Origin of the sequence: Vibrio sp. M250220, assembly GCF_036533795.1 — a bacterium.
Taxonomy (GTDB): Bacteria; Pseudomonadota; Gammaproteobacteria; order Enterobacterales; family Vibrionaceae; genus Vibrio.
On record NZ_JATABI010000003.1, the window covers coordinates 64,571 to 88,944 of the forward strand.

The window sequence follows — 24,374 nt, forward strand, 5'->3', positions numbered from 1 at the left end:
ATTTAAGAACACAATCAACGACCTATCGGCTTCGCATTATCTCTCCTTAATAAACAACAAAGCCGCTGAATAACAGCGGCTTTGATTAAGATCTTTGACTCAATACCTTATGGCATCTCATCGAACTCTGCACCCTCTTTTTCTACTTGAGGTGGCATTAGGTGTTCTTTGGTAATACCCAGTTTCAAAGCCAGTGCCGAAGCGACATAAATTGATGAGTAAGTACCAACCGTAATACCAAGCAGAAGTGCGGTTGCGAAGCCGTGAATCATAGCACCACCCTGAGTAAACAGAGCAATAACTACGAACAAGGTAGTACCAGAGGTAATCAAGGTACGGCTCAATGTTTGTGTAATTGAGCTGTTCATGATCTCTGATGGTTCACCCTTACGTATCTTGCGGAAGTTTTCACGGATACGGTCGAATACAACGATAGTATCGTTGAGCGAGTAACCCACCACTGTAAGCAAGGCTGCGACAATGGTTAAGTCAACCTCGATCTGCATCATCGAGAATACGCCAAGGGTAATGATAACGTCGTGAGCCAGTGCCAGTACCGCACCAGCAGCGAGACGCCATTCAAAACGCACTGAAACGTAAATCAGGATACAGATAAGCGAAACTAAAATCGCCAGACCACCAGCTTCCGTGAGTTCATCACCTACGTTAGGACCAACGAATTCGATACGACGCATCTCAACGTCTTCGCCAGTGCCCTGTTTGATCGCAGAAATAATCTGGTTGCCCAGAGTCTCACCTGCCATATCATCACGAGGACGTAGACGAACCATAACGTCACGTGCACTACCAAAGTTCTGAACCGTTGCATCGCCAAAGCCTTTTGCTTCCAGCGCACTGCGGATATCTTCAAGGTTCGCAGGCTGTTCAAAACCTACTTCGATTAGAGTACCGCCCGTAAAATCTAGACCCCAGTTTAACCATTTGGTTGATAGAGTGAAGATTGAAGCACCAATCATCAAAATAGAGAACAAGAATGCGAATTTTGACCAACGCATAAAGTCGATCGTTTTCTCTGCTTTTAGAATCTGAAACATACTAATTCCCAGCCTTAGATCGACAGTTTGTTGATACGTTTACCACCATAAGCCAGATTCACGATACAACGTGTTCCAACAATGGCTGTAAACATAGAAGTTAAGATACCGATAGACAGAGTCACAGCGAAACCTTTGATTGCGCCGGTACCGACAGCAAACAGAATAATCGCAGTAATCAAGGTCGTGATGTTCGCATCGGCAATCGTACTGAATGCGTTAGCGTAACCTTGGTGGATCGCTTGCTGCGGGCTGCGACCATCACGTAACTCTTCGCGAATACGCTCAAAGATCAGTACGTTCGCATCGACGGCCATACCGACAGTCAGAACGATACCGGCAATACCTGGCAAGGTCATGGTTGCACCTGGGATCATCGACATAACGCCGATAATCAACACAAGGTTTGCCATTAAAGCGACGTTAGCAATCAGACCAAACTTACGGTAGTACATCAGAGTAAAGAGCATAACTGCCACCATACCCCAAATCATTGCTTGGATACCCATGTCGATGTTCTGCTGACCCATTGAAGGACCAATAGTACGCTCTTCGACAATAGAAATAGGCGCGATTAGGGCACCCGCACGTAGTAATAGTGCTAGGTTATGTGCTTCAGCTGCAGAATCAATACCAGTAATACGGAAGTTACGGCCTAGCGCAGATTGAATCGTCGCTTGGTTAATCACTTCTTCATACTTAGTCAGAATCACTTTGCCTTCAGGAGTACGACGGCCACTGTCTTTGTACTCAGCAAACACGGTCGCCATTAGCTTACCAATGTTCTGACGAGAGAAAGCCGACATCTTGTTACCACCTTCGCTATCTAGCGAGATGTTAACCTGAGGGCGACCGTACTCATCAACACTTGAGCTTGCATCCGTGATGCTCGAACCGCCTAAGATGACGCGTTTCTTAAGCACCACAGGACGGCCGTCACGATCTTGTTTGATTTCACTGCCTGCTGGCGCGCGACCACTAGCCGCCGCAGCCAAATCAGCTTTAGCATCAACTTCACGGAACTCTAACGTTGCCGTCGCACCAAGAATCTCTTTCGCTCGAGCCGTATCTTGAACACCTGGAAGCTCAACAACGATGCGGCTTGCACCTTGACGTTGAACCAATGGCTCAGCAACACCAAGTTCGTTAACACGGTTACGCAGAATCGTGATGTTCTGCTCGACAGCGTAGTTGCGAATTTCAGTTAGACGTTGCTCAGTAAAAGTAGCAATGAGAGCAAAACGACCCTCAGACACGGAATCAGTAAAGAGCATGTCTGGGTGGTTTTTCTCAAGAATGCGCTGAGCTTCGGCTAGTTGTTCTTCATTGCGCAGTAGTACTTCAACCGCGTTCTTGCCTGAAGGGCGAATCGAACGATAGCGTACTTTTTCTTCGCGAAGTTCACTGCGGAAGGCTTCTTCCTGCTGACCAATCAGCTTTTCCATCGCAGCGTCCATATCCACTTCCATCAAGAAGTGAACACCACCACGTAGGTCAAGGCCTAGCTTCATCGGCGCAGCGCCAATGGATTCAAGCCAGTCTGGCGTTGCAGGAGCGAGGTTAAGAGCAACAATTATATCGTTGCCCATCGCTTCGCTGATAACATCACGAGCACTAATTTGTGTATCAGTGTTATTGAAGCGAACAAGGATGGATCCATTTTCTAGAGCAATGGATTTATGAGATAAGCCCTGTTTATCAAGAGCTTGAGTGACAGAATCCAGCGTCGACATATCTACAGAGGCGCCACGCGCCCCTGTAACTTGAATTGCCGGATCTTCACCGTAGATATTCGGAAGTGCATACAATGCTGCGATAGCGATGGTAAACACCACCATCAGGTACTTCCACAACGGATAGCGGTTAAGCACAGCGAGGATCCTTAAGCTGTTTTATAGAGATTTCAGCGTACCTTTTGGTAGCACTGCTGTAACGAAGTCTTTTTTGATAACAACTTCGTTATTGGTGTTTAGCTCGATCGAGATGTAGTCGTTGTCTTCAGCGATCTTAGTAATTTTACCGACTAGACCACCGCTGGTTAGAACTTCATCACCTTTACCCATCGACGCCATTAGGCTTTTATGCTCTTTTACACGCTTAGCTTGTGGACGGTAGATCATGAAGTAGAAGATCACCGCAAACATACCTAGCATGATTAGCATTTCGAAACCGCCACCTGCTGGTGCACCTTCAGCTGCTGCGTGAGCTTGAGAAATAAACATTAAAATATCCTCTATTATTATTTATTAATATCCAAGTTGGGCATTCGCGATTTAGTTTCAAGTCTGAGAGTAACCAATAGCGATCACTCTCTCAAAAATAGCTTGCGTTTGCCTACTTTATTAGCAAAAGCCTCTGGCGTAATGCCAAAGGCTTTAATTCATTAAATCTGTCGATTACTGCTCTTTTGCCAGTGGCGGAACTTCACGGCCACGACGCTCATAGAACTCTTTCACGAACTCATCAAAACGATCTTCATCAATCGCGTTACGGATGCTTTCCATCAGACGCTGGTAGTAACGAAGGTTGTGGATCGTGTTTAGACGCGCACCCAGAATTTCGTTACAACGCTCTAGGTGGTGAAGGTACGACTTAGAGTAGTTCTGACAAGTGTAACAGTCACAGTGCGGATCTAGCGCAGTTGTATCTGTTTTGTGTTTCGCATTACGGATCTTGATCACACCGCCAGTCACAAATAGGTGACCGTTACGAGCGTTACGCGTTGGCATTACACAGTCAAACATATCGATACCACGGCGCACACCTTCAACTAAGTCTTCAGGTTTACCTACACCCATCAGGTAACGAGGCTTATCTTCTGGTAGTTGAGGACATGTGTGCTCAAGGATGCGGTGCATGTCTTCTTTAGGTTCACCTACTGCCAAACCGCCGACAGCATAACCGTCAAAACCGATTTCAGTTAGACCTTTAACAGACACATCACGTAGATCTTCGTAAACACCACCCTGAACGATACCAAACAGGTTGTTCGGGTTCTCTAGTTTATCGAAGTGATCACGTGAACGCTGCGCCCAACGTAGCGACATTTCCATCGATTTCTTCGCTTCATCATGTGTTGCTGGGTATGGCGTACACTCGTCGAAGATCATAACAATGTCTGAACCTAGGTCTTTTTGGATTTCCATCGACTTTTCAGCGTCCATGAAAATCTTGTCACCGTTTACTGGGTTACGGAAGTGAACACCTTGCTCAGTGATCGTACGCATCTTACCTAAGCTGAATACTTGGAAACCGCCTGAATCAGTAAGAATAGGGCCTTGCCAGTTCATAAAATCGTGCAGATCACCGTGCATTTTCATCACTTCCTGACCAGGACGTAGCCATAGGTGGAAAGTGTTACCTAGCAGGATTTCAGCACCTGTGCCTTTTACTTCTTCCGGCGTCATACCTTTAACAGTACCGTAAGTACCTACTGGCATAAATGCAGGTGTTTGAACTGTGCCACGTTCAAAGGTCAGTTGACCACGACGCGCAACACCGTCTTTCTTTTTAAGATCGAATTTTAACTTCACGAAACCTCCGGTTGTCAGAGAAACAGTCTGACATTAAGTTCAGAGCATTAAGCTCTATGAGGAGCGGTCGCCTTCCATGCGAGAGACAAAGCATCCTTCTGCTTTGCTTCCTAGCTTACTGCTAGCACTCGTAAATTGTTTAAGTCTCTAGTCTCTAGTCTCTAGTCTCTAGTCTCTAGTCTCTAGTCTCTAGATTTCAGTTTCTAGCGACTAGGAACTCGTAGCTAGTTTCTTTTTTATAAACATCGAATCACCGTAAGAGAAGAAGCGATACTTGTTCTCCACCGCGTACTTATAAGCGTTCATTGTATTCTCGTAACCTGCGAACGCACTGACCAACATAATCAGTGTCGACTCAGGCAGGTGGAAGTTAGTAATTAAACAATCAACTAACTGATATTGGTAACCTGGATAAATAAAAATCTCAGTATCACCGAAGAAAGGAACCAGTTCAGTACCATTCTTAAGTGCATCTTGCGCGGCGCTTTCTAGTGAACGAACCGATGTCGTACCTACCGCAATAATTCGACCACCACGAGCTTTAGCTGCATTGATCGCATCAACCACTTCTTGCGGTACTTCAACGTACTCCGCATGCATGTGGTGATCATGAATATCATCAACTTTCACTGGCTGGAATGTACCTGCGCCCACATGGAGAGTCACGTAAGCAAACTCCGCGCCTTTCGCTTTGATTCTATCCAGCAATGGTTGATCGAAATGCAGACCCGCCGTTGGCGCGGCTACAGCCCCCGGTTTTTGGTTATAAACCGTCTGGTAACGCTCTTTGTCAGAGTCTTCATCTGGACGATCGATATAAGGAGGAAGAGGCATATGACCAATCTCTTCCAATACCGCTAGAACATTTTGCTCTGAATTGAACTTCAACTCAAACAACGCATCATGACGCGCGACCATCTGCGCTGAAAACTCATCATTCTCACCAACAAAAATAGTACTTCCCGGCTTCGGTGACTTTGAACAACGCACATGAGCCAGAATGCTTTTCTCATCGATAACCCGTTCAACCAACACCTCAAGCTTGCCACCTGATTCTTTGCGGCCAAACATGCGCGCAGGAATCACTCGAGTGTTGTTGAAAACCACTAAATCACCAGGTAGTACTTGCTCCAGTACATCGGTAAATGTGCCATCAACAAGCTCACCCGTATTACCATCCATTTGTAGTAAACGGCTCGCAGTGCGTTCTGGCTGAGGATAACGAGCAATAAGCTCATCCGGTAAGTCAAAATGGAAATCTGATACTTGCATGTTACTAATCTTTTGTCGTGGGTTCTTTATGTGAGTCGAACTGATTCTGTCACAAACAGACGACGAGTTTTTCGCAGCCAGATAGTATATTCCGCATCAGAGCAATATCAAGAAAAGAGATGTGAATTATTGTAATCATTTACGTAATTACAGCTTCTGAGAGTGTTATTTTAGTGCTGAGTTATTCAATAATTGATTTACCACAAAAAAAGCAAGGTTATGACAATAAAGCGCGATTAGCTCTCATACTCACAGCGAGAAAATTACTATATTTATAAGGTAAAGAATAACTTCAGGAGGCAGCCATGATTAAAGTAGAAGACATGATGACGCGTAGTCCCCATACGCTTCTTCGCTCACATAATCTTGCTGATGCTAAAAGCATGATGGAAGCACTTGATATTCGTCATATCCCCATCATAGACGCAGACAGAAAACTACTCGGAGTCATCTCACAACGTGACGTGCTCGCCGCTCAAGAATCCAGCTTGCAACAGATTCCAGAAAATCAGTCATTCACTCTTAACACACCACTTTACGAAGTCATGAAAACCGGTGTGATGACCGTTGCGCCACAAGCGGGATTAAAAGAGAGCGCTATCTACATGCAAAAACACAAAGTGGGCTGTTTACCCGTGGTAGAAAAGGGTCAACTAGTCGGAATTATCACCGACAGTGACTTTGTCGCTATCGCAATTAACTTACTTGAATTACAAGAAGAAGTTGAACCTGAAGAGATGGAATAATCGCCCTTTATGCTCAACACTTTCCGGTGCTTACTCTCTGAGAGTAGGCACCTGATGCTATATCCTCTTTGGCTTACCGCTCATTCAGAGCAGGCTACATCTATCTGCCATTGAAAAACACCACATTCACAAACTGAAACTGACTTGTGCAGCACCGCTATACAGGGTTCGAAAAAGGGTACTTGAAACGAGGAATGTAGAAATTACAGGCAAAAAAAAGAGCGGTCTGCACCGCTCAAAAGCATGTCAAAGTTTATGCCTAAACAGAATATCTATACCCAAAGGCTAGTGAGTCAAAGCCTGCATTTCTGACTCACTAGGCAGGGTATTAATGGCTAAGGGATTAAAATTGGTCTTCTTCTGTTGAACCTGTCAATGCTGTTACAGAAGAATTACCACCTTGAATTGTGTTGGTCATCTTATCGAAGTAGCCTGTACCCACTTCTTGTTGGTGAGCCACGAATGTGTAGCCTTTCTCAGCGGCTTGGAACTCTGGACGCTGTACTTTCTCAACATAGTGACGCATGCCTTCGCCTTTCGCGTAGTCGTGAGCAAGTTCGAACATGTTGAACCACATGTTGTGAATACCTGCCAGCGTAATGAACTGGTACTTGTAGCCCATGTCAGAAAGCTCTTGCTGGAATTTCGCAATGGTTTCTGCATCTAGGTTCTTCTCCCAGTTGAACGATGGAGAACAGTTGTACGCAAGTAGCTGCTCTGGGTACTCAGCATGAATTGCTTCTGCGAACTTACGCGCTTCTTCTAGACATGGCGTTGCTGTTTCACACCAAATTAAGTCTGCGTATGGCGCGTAAGCTAGACCACGAGAAATCGCTTGGTCAATCCCTGCACGTACACGGTAGAAACCTTCCTGAGTACGCTCACCAACGATAAAGTCTTTGTCGTATGAATCACAGTCAGACGTTAGTAGGTCAGCAGCGTTCGCATCTGTACGAGCGATAACGAGTGTTGTTGTACCAGCAACGTCTGCCGCTAGACGAGCCGCAACCAGTTTTTGAACCGCTTCTTGAGTAGGAACAAGAACTTTACCGCCCATGTGACCACATTTCTTAACAGAAGCAAGTTGGTCTTCAAAGTGAACACCCGCAGCGCCCGCTTCGATCATCGACTTCATCAGTTCGTATGCGTTTAATACGCCACCAAAGCCCGCTTCTGCGTCAGCAACGATTGGTAGGAAGTAATCAACAGCACCTTCATCGGCTGGTGATTTACCGTTAGACCATTGGATTTGGTCCGCACGACGGAATGAGTTGTTAATACGCTTAACGACTGATGGTACAGAGTCTACTGGGTATAGCGATTGGTCTGGGTACATTGTTGATGCAGTGTTGTTGTCTGCAGCAACCTGCCAGCCTGAAAGGTAAATCGCTTCAATACCTGCTTTCGCTTGCTGAACGGCTTGACCGCCAGTCAGTGCGCCCAGACAGTTTACGTAACCCTTCTTAGCATCACCGTTCACCAGTGACCATAGTTTGTCAGCACCACGCTGAGCGATGGTATTTGCAGGTACCATTGAGCCACGTAGTTCAACAACCTCTTCAGCAGTGTAAGGACGTTTTACGTTTTTCCAGCGTGGATTGGTTGCCCAATCTTTTTCTAGAGCTTCAATTTGTTGGCGGCGAGTTAAGTTAGTCATCGGTCTATCCCTCTATTGATGAGCGCTTCTTATGTTGAGTTAACGGGCGCTGTGTTTTCCTTTTTCCTTGGCAGTACATCCATCTCTGCCTTAGAACATTCACGTTATTGTTGTGGAGTTTGTTTCTAATCCAGGTAGTCGTAACCTGGAATGGTTAAGAAATTGGTTAATTGGTCACTGGTCGTGAGCTCAGTCATCAAGTCCGCAGCTTCTTCGAAGCGACCCGCTTGGTAACGCTCCTCACCCACTTCTTGTTTAACAACGTCAATCTCTTCACTCAGATACTGTTTGAACAGCTCGTTGGTGACGGTTTGCCCGTTGTCCAGCGATTTACCATGTTGAATCCATTGCCAAATCGAAGCACGCGAGATTTCTGCGGTCGCGGCATCTTCCATCAATCCGTAGATAGGCACACAACCGTTACCTGAGATCCACGCTTCGATGTACTGCAAAGCAACACGAATGTTATGGCGCATACCTTGTTCTGTGATGTCACCTTCACACGGTGCAAGAAGGTCTGCCGCTGTCACTGGTGCATCTTGTTCACGAGATACATTGAGCTGATTTGTTCTTGGTCCCAATGCTTGGTCAAATACAGCCAATGCCGTGTCAGCTAATCCAGGGTGTGCAACCCAAGTACCGTCATGACCATTGTTGGCTTCCAGTGATTTGTCGTTATAGACCTTATCCAGCACTTGCTGATTAGTTTGTGGGTCTTTCGCTGGGATAAAGGCGGCCATACCTCCCATAGCGAAAGCACCACGTTTATGACAAGTACGGACAAGTAAACGGGAGTAAGCGTTTAGGAACGGCTTGTCCATTGTCACTACCTGACGGTCAGGAAGAACGCGGTCAGGGTGTTTTTTCAGTGTTTTGATGTAGCTGAAGATGTAGTCCCAGCGACCGCAGTTAAGACCAACGATATGTTCTTTTAGTGAAAATAGAATTTCATCCATCTCGAACACAGCGGGTAACGTCTCGATCAGTACGGTTGCCTTGATCGTTCCAGTGTCGAGACCGAAGTATTCTTCCGTAAAGTGGAACACTTCACTCCACCATTTTGCTTCCGTGTGAGACTGAAGCTTTGGAATGTAAAAATAAGGGCCGCTGCCTTTTCTCAACAGACTGGTATAGTTGTTGTAAAAGTAAAGCGCAAAGTCAAACAGGGCCCCAGGGATAATCTGACCGTTGAAAGTAACGTGCTTTTCTTTGAGATGTAGTCCACGTACACGGCAGATAAGAACCGCAGGATCGTCTTCCAACTGGTAGAGCTTGCCATTAACTGGATTGGTGTAGCTAATATCACCATTTACCGCATCACGTAAGTTGACTTGGCCATCAAGCACTTTGTCCCACGCTGGAGCTAATGAGTCTTCAAAGTCAGCCATAAACACTTTTACGTTCGCGTTTAGAGCGTTTATCACCATTTTTCGGTCTGTAGGACCTGTGATTTCAACGCGGCGGTCTTGAAGATCTTTAGGGATCCCTTGGATTTTCCAGCTTCCTTCTCTGATATCTTGCGTATCTGTTAGGAAATCCGGCAGTTCACCAGCGTCAATGCGTGCCTGCTTCTCCTCACGAGCAGCGAGCAGTTCATCAACTCGACCAGCGAACTTTTCACACAGTAGAGATAAGAAGGTTTGGGCTTCAACAGGGAAAATCGCCTGATGCTCTGGTGAAAGGGTACCAGCGACATCAAGCATGCCTTCTTTTAGTAGGGTTTCTTGGGCTTCTACTGTTGTTTTATCTCTTTCTGGTGTGTTGGCAAGCATAATTTCTTCCTTAATATCCTGCTGTATATGAAACCGTCACTGGTTAGCCGCACTTATCTGACACTGCGAACACTTCTGCCGAGCTCGTCACTGTCATTGCCAGCCCACCTCTGTATCGGGTCATTTCGATTCACGAACGCCCCAATTACATTTGTAACTATCAAACAACAATCAAACTTCCTAACTGATCATTCTCTGAAGAGGTTTCTTGTTCTGTTGGCTGTTAGATTGAATCAGTAAAACATTCATTTCAATCTAGACATAAGTCTTACTGAGCCTTTATTTAACCTATACCAAACATGACTAGAGTAAAAGTACTAAAGTAAACAAAACGTTAAATTCGAAGTTTTATTCCGCACGCACAAAAGTGGTGTTCGCACTCACAAAAACGTAACCAGTTACGTAATTTAATTACAGTGAAATTAACGATGTAAAATCGTTTCAAACGCGCGTTTAATTCTATGCAGTGGGGATAAATCCTTTTTATCACTAGAGGTGAAGGGAATATGCAATCGGATTATCAAACAATGGAAAATCGTAGGGTTGTAAAATTCACACTGTGAAATTTCACAATTTAATGAAAGCTTCATCAAAATTTACTTGTAAAATTTTACAAGATAAAGTTTACCGGCAGGATAAAATGCTAAAAAGCACACCAAAACCAGTGTGCTTTTTGATAGGAAATCGATTTCTTCAACTAATACTTATCGCTAAAGTAGCTCTGACACTACATCCGCTAATTGTTTAAAAGTATTTACCCGGGATGAACTTGGTCGCCAAACCAGACCTATATCACGATGAGCTTGCTGCCCGGGGGCATCAATCACAACTAAGTTCTGGTTATCTATCAAACCATGATCAATCGCCATTTGAGGTATAAAGGTCGTTCCCATCCCATTGGCAACCATCTGTACCAAGGTATGCAAACTTGTGGCGGAGAAAGGGTTAATCTTCTCTTTGTCTGTTAACTGACAGGCAGAAACCGCGTGCTCGGTTAAACAATGCTCTTTCTCTAAAAGAAAGACAAACTCATTGGGTAAGTCCGCATACTTAATTGGCGTTTGAATCGCATCAGCTTGATTGCGACTAATGATCATACGGAATGGATCACTCCCCACAATGCGGCTTTCCATACCTAATATGTCGACTGGCAAAGCTAAAATCAGCACATCCAATTCTCCATGGCGCAACGCATCGAGCAAATTGGTCGTCGTATCTTCTCTTAATAACAGATTCAGTTGAGGAAAGCGGCGATTCACCTCCTGAACCAAATCACACAATAAGAAGGGAGCGATAGTAGGGATGCAACCAAGGCGCAGTTGCCCTTCCATTTCTCCACCTTGGCACAAACGCCCAAGTTCAACGAGATCTTGTCCTTTTGCCAATAACTCTCGCCCCTGCTGCACCACTTGTTCGCCAGCCAAGGTAAAAACCAAAGGGCTTTTCTTGTCTTTCTTTTCGTATAAAGGGCAACCAATCAGCTCTTCAAGATTCTGGATACCTTTACTTAAGGTAGATTGACTGACAAAGCACTTTTCAGCGGCATCGCTAAAATGACGTGTTTCGTGCAAGGTAATTAGATAGTGTAACTGTTTGAGGCTGGGCCACTTATTCATAGATTTATCTATAACTTCCGACTGGATATTGACCAAGTTAATAAAATCAAACTTATCGCTTTTTTCGATTAACTTAATCTATTTAATTCGCTTTTTTACATACTACAATGTGTACTATAGTTTGTCCCGTACAAACACGGACCAAAGCGGAACAGATGTTTTGCATTGGAACTAACCAAATATTTTAGGAGCAAAAAAATGGTACTAGTAGGTCGTCAAGCCCCAGATTTTACTGCTGCAGCTGTTCTAGGTAACGGTGAAATCGTTGATAACTTCAACTTTGCAGAGTTCACCAAAGGTAAGAAAGCAGTTGTTTTCTTCTACCCACTAGATTTCACTTTCGTTTGCCCATCAGAGCTAATCGCTTTTGACAACCGTTTTGAAGATTTCAAAGCTAAAGGCGTTGAAGTTATCGGTGTTTCAATCGATTCTCAATTCTCTCACAACGCATGGCGTAACACTGCGATCGAAAACGGCGGTATCGGTCAAGTAAAATACCCTCTGATTGCTGACGTTAAGCACGAAATCTGTAAAGCTTACGACGTTGAGCACCCAGAAGCAGGTGTTGCGTTCCGTGGTTCTTTCCTAATCGACGAAGACGGTCTTGTACGTCACCAAGTTGTTAACGACCTACCTCTAGGCCGTAACATCGATGAAATGCTACGCATGGTTGACGCACTAAACTTCCACCAAAAACACGGTGAAGTATGTCCTGCACAGTGGGAAGAAGGTAAAGCAGGTATGGACGCATCTCCTAAGGGTGTTGCAGCGTTCCTATCTGAGCACGCAGACGACCTAAGCAAGTAATTGCTTACTATACCCAAGCTCAACGGGTATATGGTTGGTAAGTATATAAAAGCACATAGCGCATAAGCGCAACGCCAATCAGTTCTAAGTAAAGTCTTAATCAAAGCCCGAAGCATTGCTTCGGGCTTTTTTTTATTTCACTACCAAAGGCGAAATATTGATAAAAAGACAACATATCGCTAAAGAGACAAAAAATATCGTCTTACAGACTTTCTCGGATTCAGCCCTTTAAAGTCTGCATAGCTCTCTTTATGATGAATTTAACTTAATTTGAGACTGAGCATCATTGCTCTTTCTGGATGAATATAAACATGGAGATTTAAAATGGCTTACTTTTCTCTAGCCTTTGGTACAGCAACTAAAAACCGCGATGGAAAAATCATTGAAGCATTTTTTCCAAACCCAGTTCTAAACCCATCAGATGCACTGGTTGAAGCCGTTGCTAAAGTTGCAGGTTATGAGCAAGGTAACCAAGCTATCGAAATCTCTGCAGCTCAAAGTGCTGAGTTAGTTAGTGCCTTTGAAGCAAACGGGGATACAGCGAATGCATCTTTCGCTGCAAAAGCGGCAGAGTCTTCTCAACCTCTGGTTGTTGTGGTTCTAGCAACAGATGAGAAACCTGAGTCCGTTGCTGAAGGTTTCCTTAAACTGCAACTTATCTCTAACCGCCTAGTTCAACCACACGGTACTGTCCTAGATGGTATCTTCGGTCTGCTGCATAACATTGCATGGACTAACGAAGGTCCAATCGACTTGCCTGAGCTGGCTGACCGTCAAATTGAAGCGCGTCTTGCTGGCCGCTCACTGTCTGTTGACTGTGTCGACAAATTTCCAAAAATGGTCGATTACGTTGTTCCAGCTGGTATTCGTATTGCTGATACATCTCGCGTGCGCCTTGGTGCTCATGTGGGTGAAGGCACCACAGTTATGCACGAAGGTTTCATCAACTTCAACGCTGGTACTACAGGCGTGAGCATGGTTGAAGGTCGTATCTCTGCGGGTGTTGTTGTCGGCAATGGCTCTGACATCGGTGGTGGCGCTTCTATCATGGGTACACTATCAGGCGGCGGTACAGTAGTGGTGTCAATTGGTGAAAACTCACTACTAGGTGCGAATGCGGGTCTTGGTTTCCCTCTAGGCGATCGTTGTACTGTTGAATCTGGTCTATATGTGACGGCAGGTTCTAAAGTACGCATGTTAGATTCATCTGGCCAAGAAGTTGAAGTAGTGAAAGCTCGCGATCTCGCTGGTGTATCTGATCTACTGTTCCGTCGCAACTCAGTGACAGGCCAAATCGAATGTCTTGCGAACAAGTCTGCGGTAGAGCTGAACTCAGAGCTACACAGCAACAACTAAGCCGAGGCGAGTTGATAAAGCCGAGCTTCAATGCTCGGCTTTTTTGTTTCTTATTCCTCAGAAGTAAAGGTTATTATCCTCGTCAATCCCCTATATCCACTAGCGACAGGGGGGAGATTTACACCTTTTCAGTCAGACAATATATTCCGACTTACTGATATTTTTATGCTCAAACACTCATTTTTAGTGCTCGTTTATTTTCGAATTCGCCTATTTATGCAAAATTACTCTGCGTAAATAGGGAATACACCAATCTGCTGCTACCACACATCGAACTCGCTCAAACGATAAGCAAGCCAAGATTAGCTAAAATAGTAATAATAAGACAAAAGGATTCTTACCATGACTGAGCAAAAGTACATTGTTGCCCTAGACCAAGGCACAACAAGCTCTCGCGCGGTGATACTGGACCACGATGCCAATATTGTTAGCATCTCTCAACGTGAGTTCACCCAAATTTACCCTCAGTCTGGGTGGGTCGAGCACGATCCTCTTGAAATTTGGGCAACACAAAGTTCAACTCTCATCGAAACTCTCGCCAAGTCAGGAATCAGTAGCGACCAGCTTGCGGCCATTGGTATCACCAACCAACGTGAAACCACCATTGTATGGAACAAAGAAACTGGCAAACCTGTCTACAACGCCATTGTGTGGCAATGTCGTCGCACTGCAGAAATTTGTGAAGAGCTCAAAGCACGTGGCCTAGAAGAGTATGTCCGCGAAAATACCGGATTAGTACTCGACCCATACTTTTCCGGCACTAAAATTAAGTGGATTCTGGATAATGTCGAAGGCGCACGTGAAGACGCAGAAGCAGGCAAATTGTTGTTTGGTACTGTCGATACTTGGCTGGTATGGAAAATGACCCAAGGCCGAGTACACGTCACAGACTATACCAATGCTTCTCGCACCATGCTCTTCAATATCAATAACTTAAGCTGGGATCAAAAACTGCTCGACGAACTAGGAATCCCAGCCTCAATGATGCCTGAAGTGAAGCGTTCTTCGGAAGTTTACGGTCAGACCAACATCGGTGGTAAAGGCGGTACTCGTATTCCTATCGCAGGTATTGCCGGAGACCAACAAGCTGCGCTTTACGGTCAAATGTGTGTTGAGGCTGGACAAGCGAAAAACACCTATGGCACAGGTTGCTTCTTACTTATGAACACCGGCCAAGAGAAAGTAACATCAACTCACGGTCTTTTGACCACGCTAGCCTGTGGTCCAAATGGCGAGCCTGCCTATGCACTAGAAGGCGCGGTATTTATGGGAGGCGCTTCAATTCAATGGCTACGCGATGAGATGAAGCTACTCGCAGATGCCAAAGACTCAGAGTACTTTGCGACCAAAGTTGACTCTTCCAACGGTGTTTACGTTGTACCTGCCTTTACTGGCCTTGGTGCTCCTTATTGGGATGCTTGGGCGCGTGGGACCATTGTCGGTCTAACGCGTGGCGTCAGCTCAAACCACATTATCCGAGCAACGCTTGAAGGTATTGCCTACCAAACTCGCGACGTTTTGGATGCAATGCAAGCAGACTCCAACATTAACTTGGCTAGCTTAAGAGTCGACGGTGGAGCGGTGGCAAACAATTTCTTAATGCAGTTCCAATCTGATGTTCTAGATACAGAAGTTCACCGCCCTAAAGTCACGGAAGTTACCGCCTTAGGTGCAGCCTACCTAGCAGGTCTTGCCGTTGGGTACTGGAATAGTATTGATGAGCTGAAAGACAAAGCCGAGCTCGATCGCACCTTCCTACCTCATCATGATGAAGAAAAACGTAATCGCCGCTACAAGGGATGGAAGCGCGCCGTTAAGTGTGCGCAGGTTTGGGCAGAAATGCATAACGAGGAAGATTAAAGTCACAAACTCCTATTCAAGAGCGCCGATTATGGCGCTCTTTTTGCGTTATATCCCCTATTCCTTACATCGTTCTCTTCTCACAATGCGCTAATTCGAGCACAATAACGCGAGTTATTATTTTCGAAAATCGGTGTAATGAGCATATTGGCTCAATGCACAGGGAGCTGCCCGTGAAACAAATTCCAAGACATCAGCAAATAATTGCGTTGGTTCAAAAGCAAGGCTATGTCAGCACCGAAGAGCTGGTAGAGAAATTTAATGTCAGTCCACAGACCATCAGACGCGATCTCAACGAACTTGCCGATGACAATAAAATTCGCCGTTACCATGGTGGTGCAACCATTCCACTGAGTTCAGAAAACACCTCGTACACCGCGCGCAAGAGCATGAATTTCAACGAAAAGGATGTTATTGCAGAAGAAGTGGTTAAACACATTCCCGATGGGGCGACCTTGTTTATTGATATTGGCACCACTCCAGAGGCCATTGCACGAGCACTAAACAAAAATCACAAGCAACTACGTGTGGTTACTAACAATATTAATGTCGCAACCATCTTGCTGCAAAACCCAGAGTTTAAAGTCATCCTTGCTGGTGGAGAAGTACGCAACCGTGATGGCGGTATCGTCGGTGAAGCCACTCTTGATTTCGTGAAACAGTTCCGACTTGATTTCGGCATCTTGGGGATTAGCGGTATCGACTATGACGGTTCACTGCTTGACTTCGACTACCATGAGGTTCGTGTAAAGCAAGCCATTATCGAGAATAGCCGGAGTGTTTTTCTTGCTGTTGATCACTCTAAATTTGGCCGTAATGCGATGGTCAAGCTGGGCAATATCTCTCAACTCCATATGCTGTTTACTGACAAACAACCGCCAAAAGAAATACTGTCTATCCTCAAAGAACACTCAATTCCGCTTGAAGTAATTAACGACAGTAAATAGTCACAGCAATTTCAATCAAATTTAACCTTCAAGAAACCTTTATTCCCTAATAAAGGTTTTTTTGTGCATAAATCACACAAACGAGCGCAAACGAAAACAAATAATGATCTAAAACGAAAGCTGCGTTAGGATTCTTTTATGGTCAAAAATGCTCGTTCGCTCAACAAAAGGTTAAATTCATGAGTATTTCAGCTAATGCTGCACAATCAGACAAAACGTTAGACATAATCATAGTTGGTGGTGGCATTAATGGTGCAGGCATCGCTGCTGATGCTGCTGGCCGAGGCTTATCTGTCGGTTTATATGAAGCCCAAGACTTCGCCTCTGCAACCTCATCTGCCAGCTCAAAACTCATTCACGGTGGGTTGCGCTATCTCGAACACTATGAGTTTCGCTTAGTTTCGGAAGCGCTCGCAGAACGTGAGGTGCTGCTGAAAAAAGCGCCACATATCGCGCAACCAATGCGCTTTCGACTCCCACACCGCCCTTTCTTACGTCCAGCATGGATGATTCGCTGCGGTTTATTCCTCTACGACAACCTAGGCAAAAGAACGACGCTGCCGGCAAGTGAAAGCATCGACTTGGCTCAATCTGGCTTACTCAAACCGGAAATGGAAAAAGGCTTCGAGTACTCTGATTGTTGGGTAGATGATGCGCGATTAGTATTGCTAAACGTGTTGGCTGCAAAAGAAAATAATGCTGAAATTCGTAACTACTGCCATGTAGAAGGCGCAATACGCGAAGGCGATATCTGGCGCGTGACCATTCGCGATGTCATGACAGGAGAAACCTTTGAGCGTAAATCGAAAGCGCTAGTGAACGCCGCAGGGCCTTGGGTCAAGCAGTTCTTTGATCAAGGGTTAGAAAACCTTTCACCACGTAATATACGTCTAATCAAAGGATCTCATATTGTGATTCCTCGCATTCACGATGAGCCACAAGCATATATCCTGCAAAACAAAGATCATCGAATCGTGTTTATGATCCCTTATTTGGATCAGTTTTCGATAATAGGTACGACCGATGTTGAATATAAAGGAGATCCAAGAGAAGTGGCGATCTCAGATCAAGAGGTGGATTATCTGATCGATATCGTCAATCAGCACTTTGTCCAGCAACTTTCACGTGAGGATGTCATCTGGAGTTATAGTGGCGTGCGACCTCTTTGTGATGATGAATCTGACTCTCCACAAGCCATCACACGAGACTACACTCTGGAGCTTGAATCTGAGTACGATCAAGCTCCTCTGCTATCAATTTTTGGCGGAAAATTAACCACATACCGTAAACTTGGTGAAGCGGCATTGGCAAAGCTCGCCCCATATTTACCTAATATGGGGACACCATGGACAGCCAACCACGCCCTGCCAGGTGGTAACTTTAGCTGCACCAGAGAACAACTGGCTGCAACGATCCATGCTCAGTACCCTTGGCTATCACAAGCGTTGCTACTGCGCTATGTCACTCAGTTTGGTACTTATACGTGGAAGCTACTTCAAGGGGTAACAAGTATTGAAGGTATGGGTGTCCCGTTCTCTGACTCTGCGCAAGGCGTTTATCAGCAAGAGATTGATTATCTAATTGAACATGAAATGGCTCTCACAGCCGATGATCTGCTGTGGCGTCGAACCAAACTTGGTCTCTACCTCAATCAGGACGAGATTGAAGCTGTCACCAAGTACATTTCAGGGAAACAACCTCAGCAAGTGATCAGCCTGTCTGAAGCTGGCTAACCACCTAAGTAAGGCAATTTATCATTAAAAGGCTTGGTTACGACACCAAGCCTTTTTAGCTCTAATCGAAACTGGCGATCAACCAGGATGACCATCGACCCTTGGGGTGACTAGCATTTTTCCAAACAGACCGACATACATGACAAAAGCGAATATCCACAACGCTGCACTGATGTTTGGCGCAGAAATCAGATACTGAGGGAAGAACGCCACCCCTATCCCACGTACAATTGCAGCCAATACCAAAGCACCGAAAGCTAGGTTCATATTTGGACCTTGGTAAATCGCACGACCAGTATGCCCCATTGTCACGCGAGCGATCATCGCCAAAATCACACCGCCAATGGCCCCAATCGCAAATAAATGCAACATGTTGTGGCTGGCAAATGGATTATCCAGCAAACCACGTAATAGCAAGCTCACTGGGATGCACAGGTAAGTAGCATGCAGTGACCAAACCAAAGGTTCGCTCAAAGTAAGCCACGGTTTCCAGCGTATGATTCGGATCAGATGCGCCACACCGGCTAACAACATCAATGGTTGACCAAGTTGAGCAAAGGTCATCGGGAAAAAACTTAATATAAATAAGCCGATCAGAGGTAGGTTTGCTAACCAGTCCAACCAGACTATTGGCTGAGGTTTTTCAAAGTTAAAACGACGAGCGGTAAAAAATGGGATAACACGGCTGCCCATAACAGAGAGCAGCAAAGTAAACCACCAAAGCATCGCCTGCCAAACCGCTGAAGCAGGAAATGGCGGCATACCTTTTACCGCCGCATAACTGGCAAAATTAGCCACGATAGCCAACAAAAATAACGGAATAAAAAACAGATTACGCCACCCTTTCGCTTTGACGACTCGGCTGCCGACTTCGTAGGCGACAAAAGCTAAAAACAAGGCTTCAAGGCTAGAAACCAGCCAAAGCGGCGTTGGAGTCCATAGCAACAATCGCGGCAACAACCACAGTGCCACTATCGCAGCTAAACGGTGATGCTTTGTACCATTAATTCCCGTCCAGTTCTGAACCGCGGTTAAGACAAATCCAGCCACAATCGCCATGGCAAAACCAAACAACATCTCATGAACGTGCCACCATAATGCAGGCACTTGAAGCATCGCGGGTTGTCCGCTTTGGAACATCCAAACCCATAAGCCAATAGCAATAACCGCGTAGATGGAGCCTAATAGGAAGAAAGGTCTAAAACCTAAACGTAAAACGGCTGGGATCGCTTCTTCTACTTTTTTATCAGTAATATTGAGCACTAAGTGACTCCTAAAAGTTATAAAAAACTGAAATCTTCCTAGGCTATTGCAAGAAATGTTCCAACCCTTGTAACTCTTTTATCTCAAAGGCTTAGTGATATTAACAAGCCAAAAAAGAAGTCAAATTAACCCAATTTAAAAATGTCAAAAAGACACGACAGATACGATATGAACGACTTTCAATTCTCAGTGAAACTGGTTAGTTTAACGAATACTCCTATTTCACATCCAAGATGAGGTGACAACAGTGGCAAACTATATCTTCGGTTATGGCAGTCTGATGAATTCCGCATCACGCCAATTAACAGGGCAAACTTCGGCGGCAACCACCGCAACCGTAGAGGGGTTTAAACGCTATTGGGGCAAAGTGGATGAGAGTTATACGCTCTCACCCTTGGTGGTCGATAAAGGACACGGGTACGTTAATGGTGTTTTACTCGAAGTAAGTGAATGCGGTCTTAAAGAATTCGATATTCGTGAACGAGGCTACCATCGCGTTCAAGTCCAAGTGAATCAAGTTGAGTCACAGTTGCCACTTAGCGACAACGATCAAGTTTGGGTTTACATCAAAGACAATCCTGAGCCACCTTGTACACTCAGTCCAATAATGCAAACTTATGTGGATACTGTTCTCGTTGGGTGTCTAGAAATATCGGAACAGTTTGCCAAACAGTTTATTGAGCAAACGATAGGCTGGCATTTTCCGCTCGAAAATGATCGCCATGAACCAAAATATGGCAACCTAGCAGGAGTAAAACCAGAGCACCACAAGCAAATTGATGCTCTGGTGGCTGAAGTAAGAGCCTGAAAACCCTCAGCCAAAAAGAGATAAGTTAAATGGAGCACCAAGCCTTCGAGCTTGGTGTCTACCTTTAGACAATACGAATACCAGCTGGCATCGAACGCTCAGGAGTCAGCAGTACACTTTCCGATTCATCATCTGTTTCTGCACACAGCAGCATGCACTCTGATGTTTCACCGCGCATCTTGGCTTTTTCCAGATTGCACAGCACAACCACCTCTTTCCCCATCAGCTGTTGTTCTGTGTAATAAGGCACAAGGCTGGTCACAGTTTGTAGTGTTTTATCACCAACATCAATTTGCACAATGTATAGCTTATCCGCGTTCTCATGGCGGACAACCTCAATGATTTTTCCTGTACGAATTTCCAATTTAGCGAAATCTGAATAAGCGACTTTTTCCATGTTAAGATACCGGTAAAATTTTACTAAAAGACAACGTTTACACTATCAGCAATCACTTATATTACAAGTGGTAAAGATCTCAATTTAAAAATGTATTCATAACAGTATTTGCCTTATTTACATCAACAAGGTTAAATAACTCCATTCGTATTTTTCGAGGTCAAATATGGCAACCATAAAAGATGTCGCCAAGGAAGCAGGCGTATCGATTGCTACAGTATCCAGAGTGATCAATAAGTCTCCTAAAGCGAGCAAAGCATCGATAGAATCGGTCTCAAAAGCGATGGCAAAACTAGGCTACCGACCCAATGCCGCCGCCAAAGCGCTTGTTAGCCAGAGCAGCAATACCGTTGGCGTATTGGTTGGTGATGTGTCCGATCCCTTTTTCGGAGCCCTCGTCAAAGCAGTGGACAATGTCGCTCACGAGCATGGTAAACATATACTGATCGGAAATGGTTACCATGATGCTGAAGAAGAACGCAAAGCGATTGAACTGCTTATCAACAATCGCTGTGAGGCTCTGGTCATCCACTCAAAAGGCTTATCTGATCAAGAGCTCATCGGCTACGCGAAAGAAGTCAAAGGTCTGGTGCTCATAAACCGATTTATTGAAGAAATTGCGGAACGCTGCATCGCACTCGATAACTTCAAAGGGGCTTATCTAGCGACTGAATACCTGATCCGTCATGGACACACTAAAATTGCTTGTGTAGCGTCAGCTCACGAAATAGAAGACTCTTCGCAACGAGTTGCAGGGTATCTCGCGGCGCTAAAAGACAACAATATTGAACTGCCTAGCAGCTATATCGAACGTGGTGAGCCAAACAACGATGGTGGTGAAGTTGCTATGACCACCTTACTCACCAAATCACTCGATATCACTGGTGTAGTCGCCTATAACGATTACATGGCTGCGGGAGCACTGTCTGTACTCGATGAAAATGGCATCAAAGTGCCAGATCAAATCTCTATGATGGGGTTCGATGACGGTCTGATTGCTCGTTACATCAGCCCTCGATTGACGACGATTCGTTACCCTATCGCTATGATGGCAGAGCGCGCTGCGCGACTAGCATTAAATCTCGCCAAACAAGAAGCAACTAACAACGAAGCCATCATGTTTACACCAACGTTAGTACGTCGTAACTCGGTTGCAAAAATTGCCAAGTAGCCAACAAGCGTAACGGTATTTAGGGGGGCTCAAACTAGAGCCCTCTTTTGATTCAGGTAGTTACGCGACACCATGACCTTTCGATGCAACCCAGATGCGGTACCACTGTTCATGTGTCAACTCCAGCTGTAATGCGCCAACCGCTGTCTTCACGCGCTGGATGTTACCGCTACCAATGATAGGAACTGGGCGCGCAGGCATTCTCATCACCCAAGCAAAAATGACTTGGTCAATACAGTCGGCTCCAATTTCTTGGCCAACTTCAGATAATGTGTCACGCAGACGGCATGCCTGTTCACTGCTATCGCTAAATATTCGACCACCAGCAAGACATGACCAAGCCATCGGCTGAACTCGCTGCTTTTGTAACTGCTCCAGCGTACCATCTTCCGTCACTTGTAAGTTCACCGGATTAATTTCAATCTGATTGGTGATAAGTGGTACATCAAGGCGAGATTGAAGTAACGCAAACTGAGCTGGGGTAAAGTTAGACACACCAAAATGCTTTACTTTACCAGCACTGTTTAACTGTGCGAACGCTTCGGCGGCTTCATCGGCATCCATCAGCAGATCTGGACGGTGCAATAGCAAGACGTCGAGATGATCGGTATTCAAACGGTGAAGAGATTGTTCAGTCGATTCGATAATCGCAGCCTTGCTACTGTTGTAGTGATTGACCTGCTTGCCTTCACCACGGTAAATACCACATTTTGAAACGATCTGAATCTGGTCACGCAAGCGACTATCGAGTGCCAGCACCTGACCAAACATTTTCTCACATGCAGAGTCTGGTCCATACACTGGAGCATGATCAACCGTGGTGATACCCAACTCAAGATGTTGCTGTACAAACGCATGCTGTTGCTGAGTATTCATACCCCACTCTGCCATGCGCCAGTAACCTTGGATCATCGGTGAAAAAACCGGGTGTGACTTGTTCATATTTGTCCCCTGAAAGATGCAATTTATCAGCGATACTTGCGCTGTTCTGGATTCAGTATACTGCTAGCCAGCAGGACGATTAAGACCATAAAGACGAAAAGATAATTCGGTATAACGCACAATTAACTTACTTTAATTTTCTATATTGAACGATATAATCAACAACAGATTTCGAATTATAGGTTTGTGTTGATGCATAAAATGCACAAGCGTTTCGAGCGCTACGCACTATTTGGCGAGGTAGCCAAACAACTTAGCTTTTCTAAAGCCGCAGATAATCTCGGCATTTCGAGGAGCTATCTCTCATCGCAAATACTCCAGCTAGAGCAGGAGCTAGAAACCAGCTTATTAATCCGCTCTACGCGCAGTGTTCGCTTAACAGCCGCAGGGGAAAAGATTCTAGCAAAAATGCAAGGTATCAATGCGTCAATCCTTGAGTTAGAAAAGGAACTCGATCACACCAAGAGTACCGTCGGCGGACTGCTACGAATTACCGCCCCCACCATTTTCAGCCACCGCTTTCTGATCGAGATTTGCCATCAATTTCAACTGCTGCACCCTGACATCGAATTTGACTTAGACATTGGCTATACCAGAGAAGACCTCACCAAAAGCAACTTCGACCTAGCCATCCGTGCGACCAATACCCCACCAGAGAATATGGTGGCGAAAAAACTGATGCCGTACCAACACATTTGCTGTGCCTCACCAGACTATTTGGCTCAAAACGGCATCCCGACTCATCCGCAAGATCTCACTAAACACAACTGTTTATCTGATCCAAATCTACGTAAATGGCCATTTTCCACAAACGATAATCAGATGATTGAAGTGGCAACAGATGGCGATATGCTCATCAACGATAACCTTCTACTGCTTGATGCGGCGTTGAAAGGCAAAGGTGTGATCAAGATGCCCTGTTATTTAGTCAAGCCCGCGCTGGATAGCGGCAAACTGTTGCAAGTCTTACCTGACTATGTAATGACTCAAAGCAACATCTACCTGATCTTCCCTCCTCAGCTTCGTCGTAGCACCAAGCTGTCAGCCTTCATCGATTTTGTCCAACATTGGTTTGAGGAACTCTAAGGCATGTTGTCCATCACTCTCAACAGTTTCGTCCACCGAGTTGCTGACAAAACAGCGGTGATCAAGTGTGCCAACCAGCATGGTTGTCAGTTAAAGCGAATTCGACGTTCAAGGCATTGGCAGTTGAGCGGACACGAACAGCAATTGCGCTCATTGATAGAAACTCTAAAAGATGAGGATCAACAGTGGATAGTTGCAGCGATTGGCAAATCCTTGCCCGAACCTGACGTCGATTTGTCTCAAATACTGCTCAGCAATCCCGCCATGACCGTTAGTCAACTCGTGCAAGAAACAGGTTGCTCGATGAGTGAAGCTCGCGTTGCAATTGACCAGCATGAAGGATTCTAAACGGC

21 protein-coding genes are annotated in these 24,374 nt (G+C 45.2%); 10 read left to right on the forward strand and 11 right to left on the reverse strand.

The annotated features are described in order from the left end of the window. Nucleotides 1-107: 107 nt before the first annotated feature. From secF to queA, 5 genes are all read right to left on the reverse strand, one after another. Complete coding sequence (gene secF / locus QTN94_RS01910; protein WP_331426677.1) at nt 108-1,055, reverse strand: protein translocase subunit SecF; 948 nt, start codon at nt 1,053-1,055, stop codon at nt 108-110. Nucleotides 1,056-1,069: 14 nt separating this feature from the next. After that, on the reverse strand, nt 1,070-2,926 hold the full coding sequence (secD, locus tag QTN94_RS01915; protein ID WP_269377667.1) for a protein translocase subunit SecD: 1,857 nt from the start codon (nt 2,924-2,926) through the stop codon (nt 1,070-1,072). Nucleotides 2,927-2,947: 21 nt separating this feature from the next. Further along, on the reverse strand, nt 2,948-3,277 hold the full coding sequence (yajC, locus tag QTN94_RS01920) for a preprotein translocase subunit YajC (protein WP_138970454.1): 330 nt from the start codon (nt 3,275-3,277) through the stop codon (nt 2,948-2,950). Between the two features lie 174 nt (nt 3,278-3,451). Further along, nucleotides 3,452-4,588 (reverse strand): tRNA guanosine(34) transglycosylase Tgt, encoded by a 1,137-nt coding sequence (gene tgt, locus QTN94_RS01925; protein ID WP_006877883.1) that lies wholly within the window; start codon nt 4,586-4,588, stop codon nt 3,452-3,454. A gap of 210 nt (nt 4,589-4,798) precedes the next feature. Further along, nucleotides 4,799-5,860, reverse strand: a complete 1,062-nt coding sequence (gene queA / locus QTN94_RS01930; RefSeq protein WP_331426678.1) for a tRNA preQ1(34) S-adenosylmethionine ribosyltransferase-isomerase QueA — start codon at nt 5,858-5,860, stop codon at nt 4,799-4,801. A gap of 305 nt (nt 5,861-6,165) precedes the next feature. Here queA and QTN94_RS01935 point away from each other — a divergent pair, with 305 nt between their 5' ends. After that, on the forward strand, nt 6,166-6,606 hold the full coding sequence (locus tag QTN94_RS01935; RefSeq protein ID WP_331426679.1) for a CBS domain-containing protein: 441 nt from the start codon (nt 6,166-6,168) through the stop codon (nt 6,604-6,606). A gap of 343 nt (nt 6,607-6,949) precedes the next feature. Here the strand turns inward: QTN94_RS01935 and aceA are convergent, their stop codons facing one another. The 3 genes from aceA to QTN94_RS01950 form a co-directional block, all read right to left on the reverse strand. Further along, nucleotides 6,950-8,263 (reverse strand): isocitrate lyase, encoded by a 1,314-nt coding sequence (gene aceA, locus QTN94_RS01940; protein ID WP_138970451.1) that lies wholly within the window; start codon nt 8,261-8,263, stop codon nt 6,950-6,952. Nucleotides 8,264-8,388: 125 nt separating this feature from the next. Then, nucleotides 8,389-10,035: a malate synthase A gene (aceB, locus tag QTN94_RS01945; protein ID WP_331426681.1), complete on the reverse strand. Its 1,647-nt coding sequence runs from the start codon at nt 10,033-10,035 to the stop codon at nt 8,389-8,391. Nucleotides 10,036-10,745: 710 nt separating this feature from the next. Beyond that, nucleotides 10,746-11,651: a hydrogen peroxide-inducible genes activator gene (locus tag QTN94_RS01950; RefSeq protein ID WP_269377676.1), complete on the reverse strand. Its 906-nt coding sequence runs from the start codon at nt 11,649-11,651 to the stop codon at nt 10,746-10,748. 198 nt (nt 11,652-11,849) lie between these two features. Here QTN94_RS01950 and QTN94_RS01955 point away from each other — a divergent pair, with 198 nt between their 5' ends. From QTN94_RS01955 to glpD, 5 genes are all read left to right on the forward strand, one after another. Then, nucleotides 11,850-12,458, forward strand: coding sequence for a peroxiredoxin C (locus QTN94_RS01955; protein WP_269377677.1), 609 nt, complete (start codon nt 11,850-11,852; stop codon nt 12,456-12,458). A 324-nt stretch (nt 12,459-12,782) separates the two neighbouring features. Continuing rightward, the gene (gene dapD / locus QTN94_RS01960; RefSeq protein ID WP_138970447.1) at nt 12,783-13,814 is read left to right on the forward strand and encodes a 2,3,4,5-tetrahydropyridine-2,6-dicarboxylate N-succinyltransferase; all 1,032 of its coding nucleotides are present in this window, start codon (nt 12,783-12,785) and stop codon (nt 13,812-13,814) included. Nucleotides 13,815-14,156: 342 nt separating this feature from the next. Then, nucleotides 14,157-15,674 carry a glycerol kinase GlpK gene (gene glpK, locus QTN94_RS01965; protein ID WP_138970446.1) on the forward strand — a complete coding sequence of 506 codons (1,518 nt, stop codon included), beginning with the start codon at nt 14,157-14,159 and terminating at the stop codon, nt 15,672-15,674. Nucleotides 15,675-15,847: 173 nt separating this feature from the next. After that, nucleotides 15,848-16,621, forward strand: coding sequence for a DeoR/GlpR family transcriptional regulator (locus QTN94_RS01970; RefSeq protein ID WP_331416502.1), 774 nt, complete (start codon nt 15,848-15,850; stop codon nt 16,619-16,621). Nucleotides 16,622-16,800: 179 nt separating this feature from the next. Continuing rightward, nucleotides 16,801-18,354, forward strand: coding sequence for a glycerol-3-phosphate dehydrogenase (gene glpD, locus QTN94_RS01975; protein WP_331426682.1), 1,554 nt, complete (start codon nt 16,801-16,803; stop codon nt 18,352-18,354). 78 nt (nt 18,355-18,432) lie between these two features. Here the strand turns inward: glpD and QTN94_RS01980 are convergent, their stop codons facing one another. Further along, the gene (locus tag QTN94_RS01980) at nt 18,433-19,617 is read right to left on the reverse strand and encodes an NnrS family protein (RefSeq protein WP_331426684.1); all 1,185 of its coding nucleotides are present in this window, start codon (nt 19,615-19,617) and stop codon (nt 18,433-18,435) included. 247 nt (nt 19,618-19,864) lie between these two features. On the opposite strand from QTN94_RS01980, the gene QTN94_RS01985 reads away from it, so the two are divergent. Then, nucleotides 19,865-20,425, forward strand: coding sequence for a gamma-glutamylcyclotransferase family protein (locus QTN94_RS01985; protein WP_331426685.1), 561 nt, complete (start codon nt 19,865-19,867; stop codon nt 20,423-20,425). 64 nt (nt 20,426-20,489) lie between these two features. Here QTN94_RS01985 and QTN94_RS01990 read toward each other — a convergent pair whose 3' ends face one another. Beyond that, nucleotides 20,490-20,822, reverse strand: coding sequence for a tRNA-binding protein (locus QTN94_RS01990; protein ID WP_138970441.1), 333 nt, complete (start codon nt 20,820-20,822; stop codon nt 20,490-20,492). 166 nt (nt 20,823-20,988) lie between these two features. On the opposite strand from QTN94_RS01990, the gene QTN94_RS01995 reads away from it, so the two are divergent. Continuing rightward, a complete protein-coding gene (locus QTN94_RS01995; RefSeq protein WP_138970440.1) occupies nt 20,989-21,993 on the forward strand; it encodes a substrate-binding domain-containing protein in 1,005 nt (334 codons plus the stop codon). Nucleotides 21,994-22,053: 60 nt separating this feature from the next. Here the strand turns inward: QTN94_RS01995 and QTN94_RS02000 are convergent, their stop codons facing one another. Next, complete coding sequence (locus QTN94_RS02000; RefSeq protein WP_331426686.1) at nt 22,054-22,935, reverse strand: aldo/keto reductase; 882 nt, start codon at nt 22,933-22,935, stop codon at nt 22,054-22,056. Between the two features lie 192 nt (nt 22,936-23,127). Here QTN94_RS02000 and QTN94_RS02005 point away from each other — a divergent pair, with 192 nt between their 5' ends. Then, complete coding sequence (locus QTN94_RS02005) at nt 23,128-24,021, forward strand: LysR family transcriptional regulator (protein ID WP_331416496.1); 894 nt, start codon at nt 23,128-23,130, stop codon at nt 24,019-24,021. A 3-nt stretch (nt 24,022-24,024) separates the two neighbouring features. After that, on the forward strand, nt 24,025-24,369 hold the full coding sequence (locus QTN94_RS02010; protein WP_138970437.1) for a ribosome recycling factor family protein: 345 nt from the start codon (nt 24,025-24,027) through the stop codon (nt 24,367-24,369). The last annotated feature ends 5 nt before the right edge of the window (nt 24,370-24,374 follow it).

What these genes read in the sequence shown, in the direction of transcription:
- secF (WP_331426677.1), bottom strand. Translation starts at nt 1,055, where the DNA reads ATGTTTCAGATTCTAAAAGCAGAGAAAACGATCGACTTTATGCGTTGG.
- QTN94_RS02010 (WP_138970437.1), top strand. Translation starts at nt 24,025, where the DNA reads ATGTTGTCCATCACTCTCAACAGTTTCGTCCACCGAGTTGCTGACAAA.
- QTN94_RS02005 (WP_331416496.1), top strand. Translation starts at nt 23,128, where the DNA reads ATGCATAAAATGCACAAGCGTTTCGAGCGCTACGCACTATTTGGCGAG.
- aceA (WP_138970451.1), bottom strand. Translation starts at nt 8,263, where the DNA reads ATGACTAACTTAACTCGCCGCCAACAAATTGAAGCTCTAGAAAAAGAT.
- dapD (WP_138970447.1), top strand. Translation starts at nt 12,783, where the DNA reads ATGGCTTACTTTTCTCTAGCCTTTGGTACAGCAACTAAAAACCGCGAT.
- QTN94_RS02000 (WP_331426686.1), bottom strand. Translation starts at nt 22,935, where the DNA reads ATGAACAAGTCACACCCGGTTTTTTCACCGATGATCCAAGGTTACTGG.
- yajC (WP_138970454.1), bottom strand. Translation starts at nt 3,277, where the DNA reads ATGTTTATTTCTCAAGCTCACGCAGCAGCTGAAGGTGCACCAGCAGGT.
- QTN94_RS01955 (WP_269377677.1), top strand. Translation starts at nt 11,850, where the DNA reads ATGGTACTAGTAGGTCGTCAAGCCCCAGATTTTACTGCTGCAGCTGTT.
- QTN94_RS01935 (WP_331426679.1), top strand. Translation starts at nt 6,166, where the DNA reads ATGATTAAAGTAGAAGACATGATGACGCGTAGTCCCCATACGCTTCTT.
- aceB (WP_331426681.1), bottom strand. Translation starts at nt 10,035, where the DNA reads ATGCTTGCCAACACACCAGAAAGAGATAAAACAACAGTAGAAGCCCAA.
- QTN94_RS01995 (WP_138970440.1), top strand. Translation starts at nt 20,989, where the DNA reads ATGGCAACCATAAAAGATGTCGCCAAGGAAGCAGGCGTATCGATTGCT.
- glpK (WP_138970446.1), top strand. Translation starts at nt 14,157, where the DNA reads ATGACTGAGCAAAAGTACATTGTTGCCCTAGACCAAGGCACAACAAGC.
- glpD (WP_331426682.1), top strand. Translation starts at nt 16,801, where the DNA reads ATGAGTATTTCAGCTAATGCTGCACAATCAGACAAAACGTTAGACATA.
- QTN94_RS01950 (WP_269377676.1), bottom strand. Translation starts at nt 11,651, where the DNA reads ATGAATAAGTGGCCCAGCCTCAAACAGTTACACTATCTAATTACCTTG.
- queA (WP_331426678.1), bottom strand. Translation starts at nt 5,860, where the DNA reads ATGCAAGTATCAGATTTCCATTTTGACTTACCGGATGAGCTTATTGCT.
- QTN94_RS01990 (WP_138970441.1), bottom strand. Translation starts at nt 20,822, where the DNA reads ATGGAAAAAGTCGCTTATTCAGATTTCGCTAAATTGGAAATTCGTACA.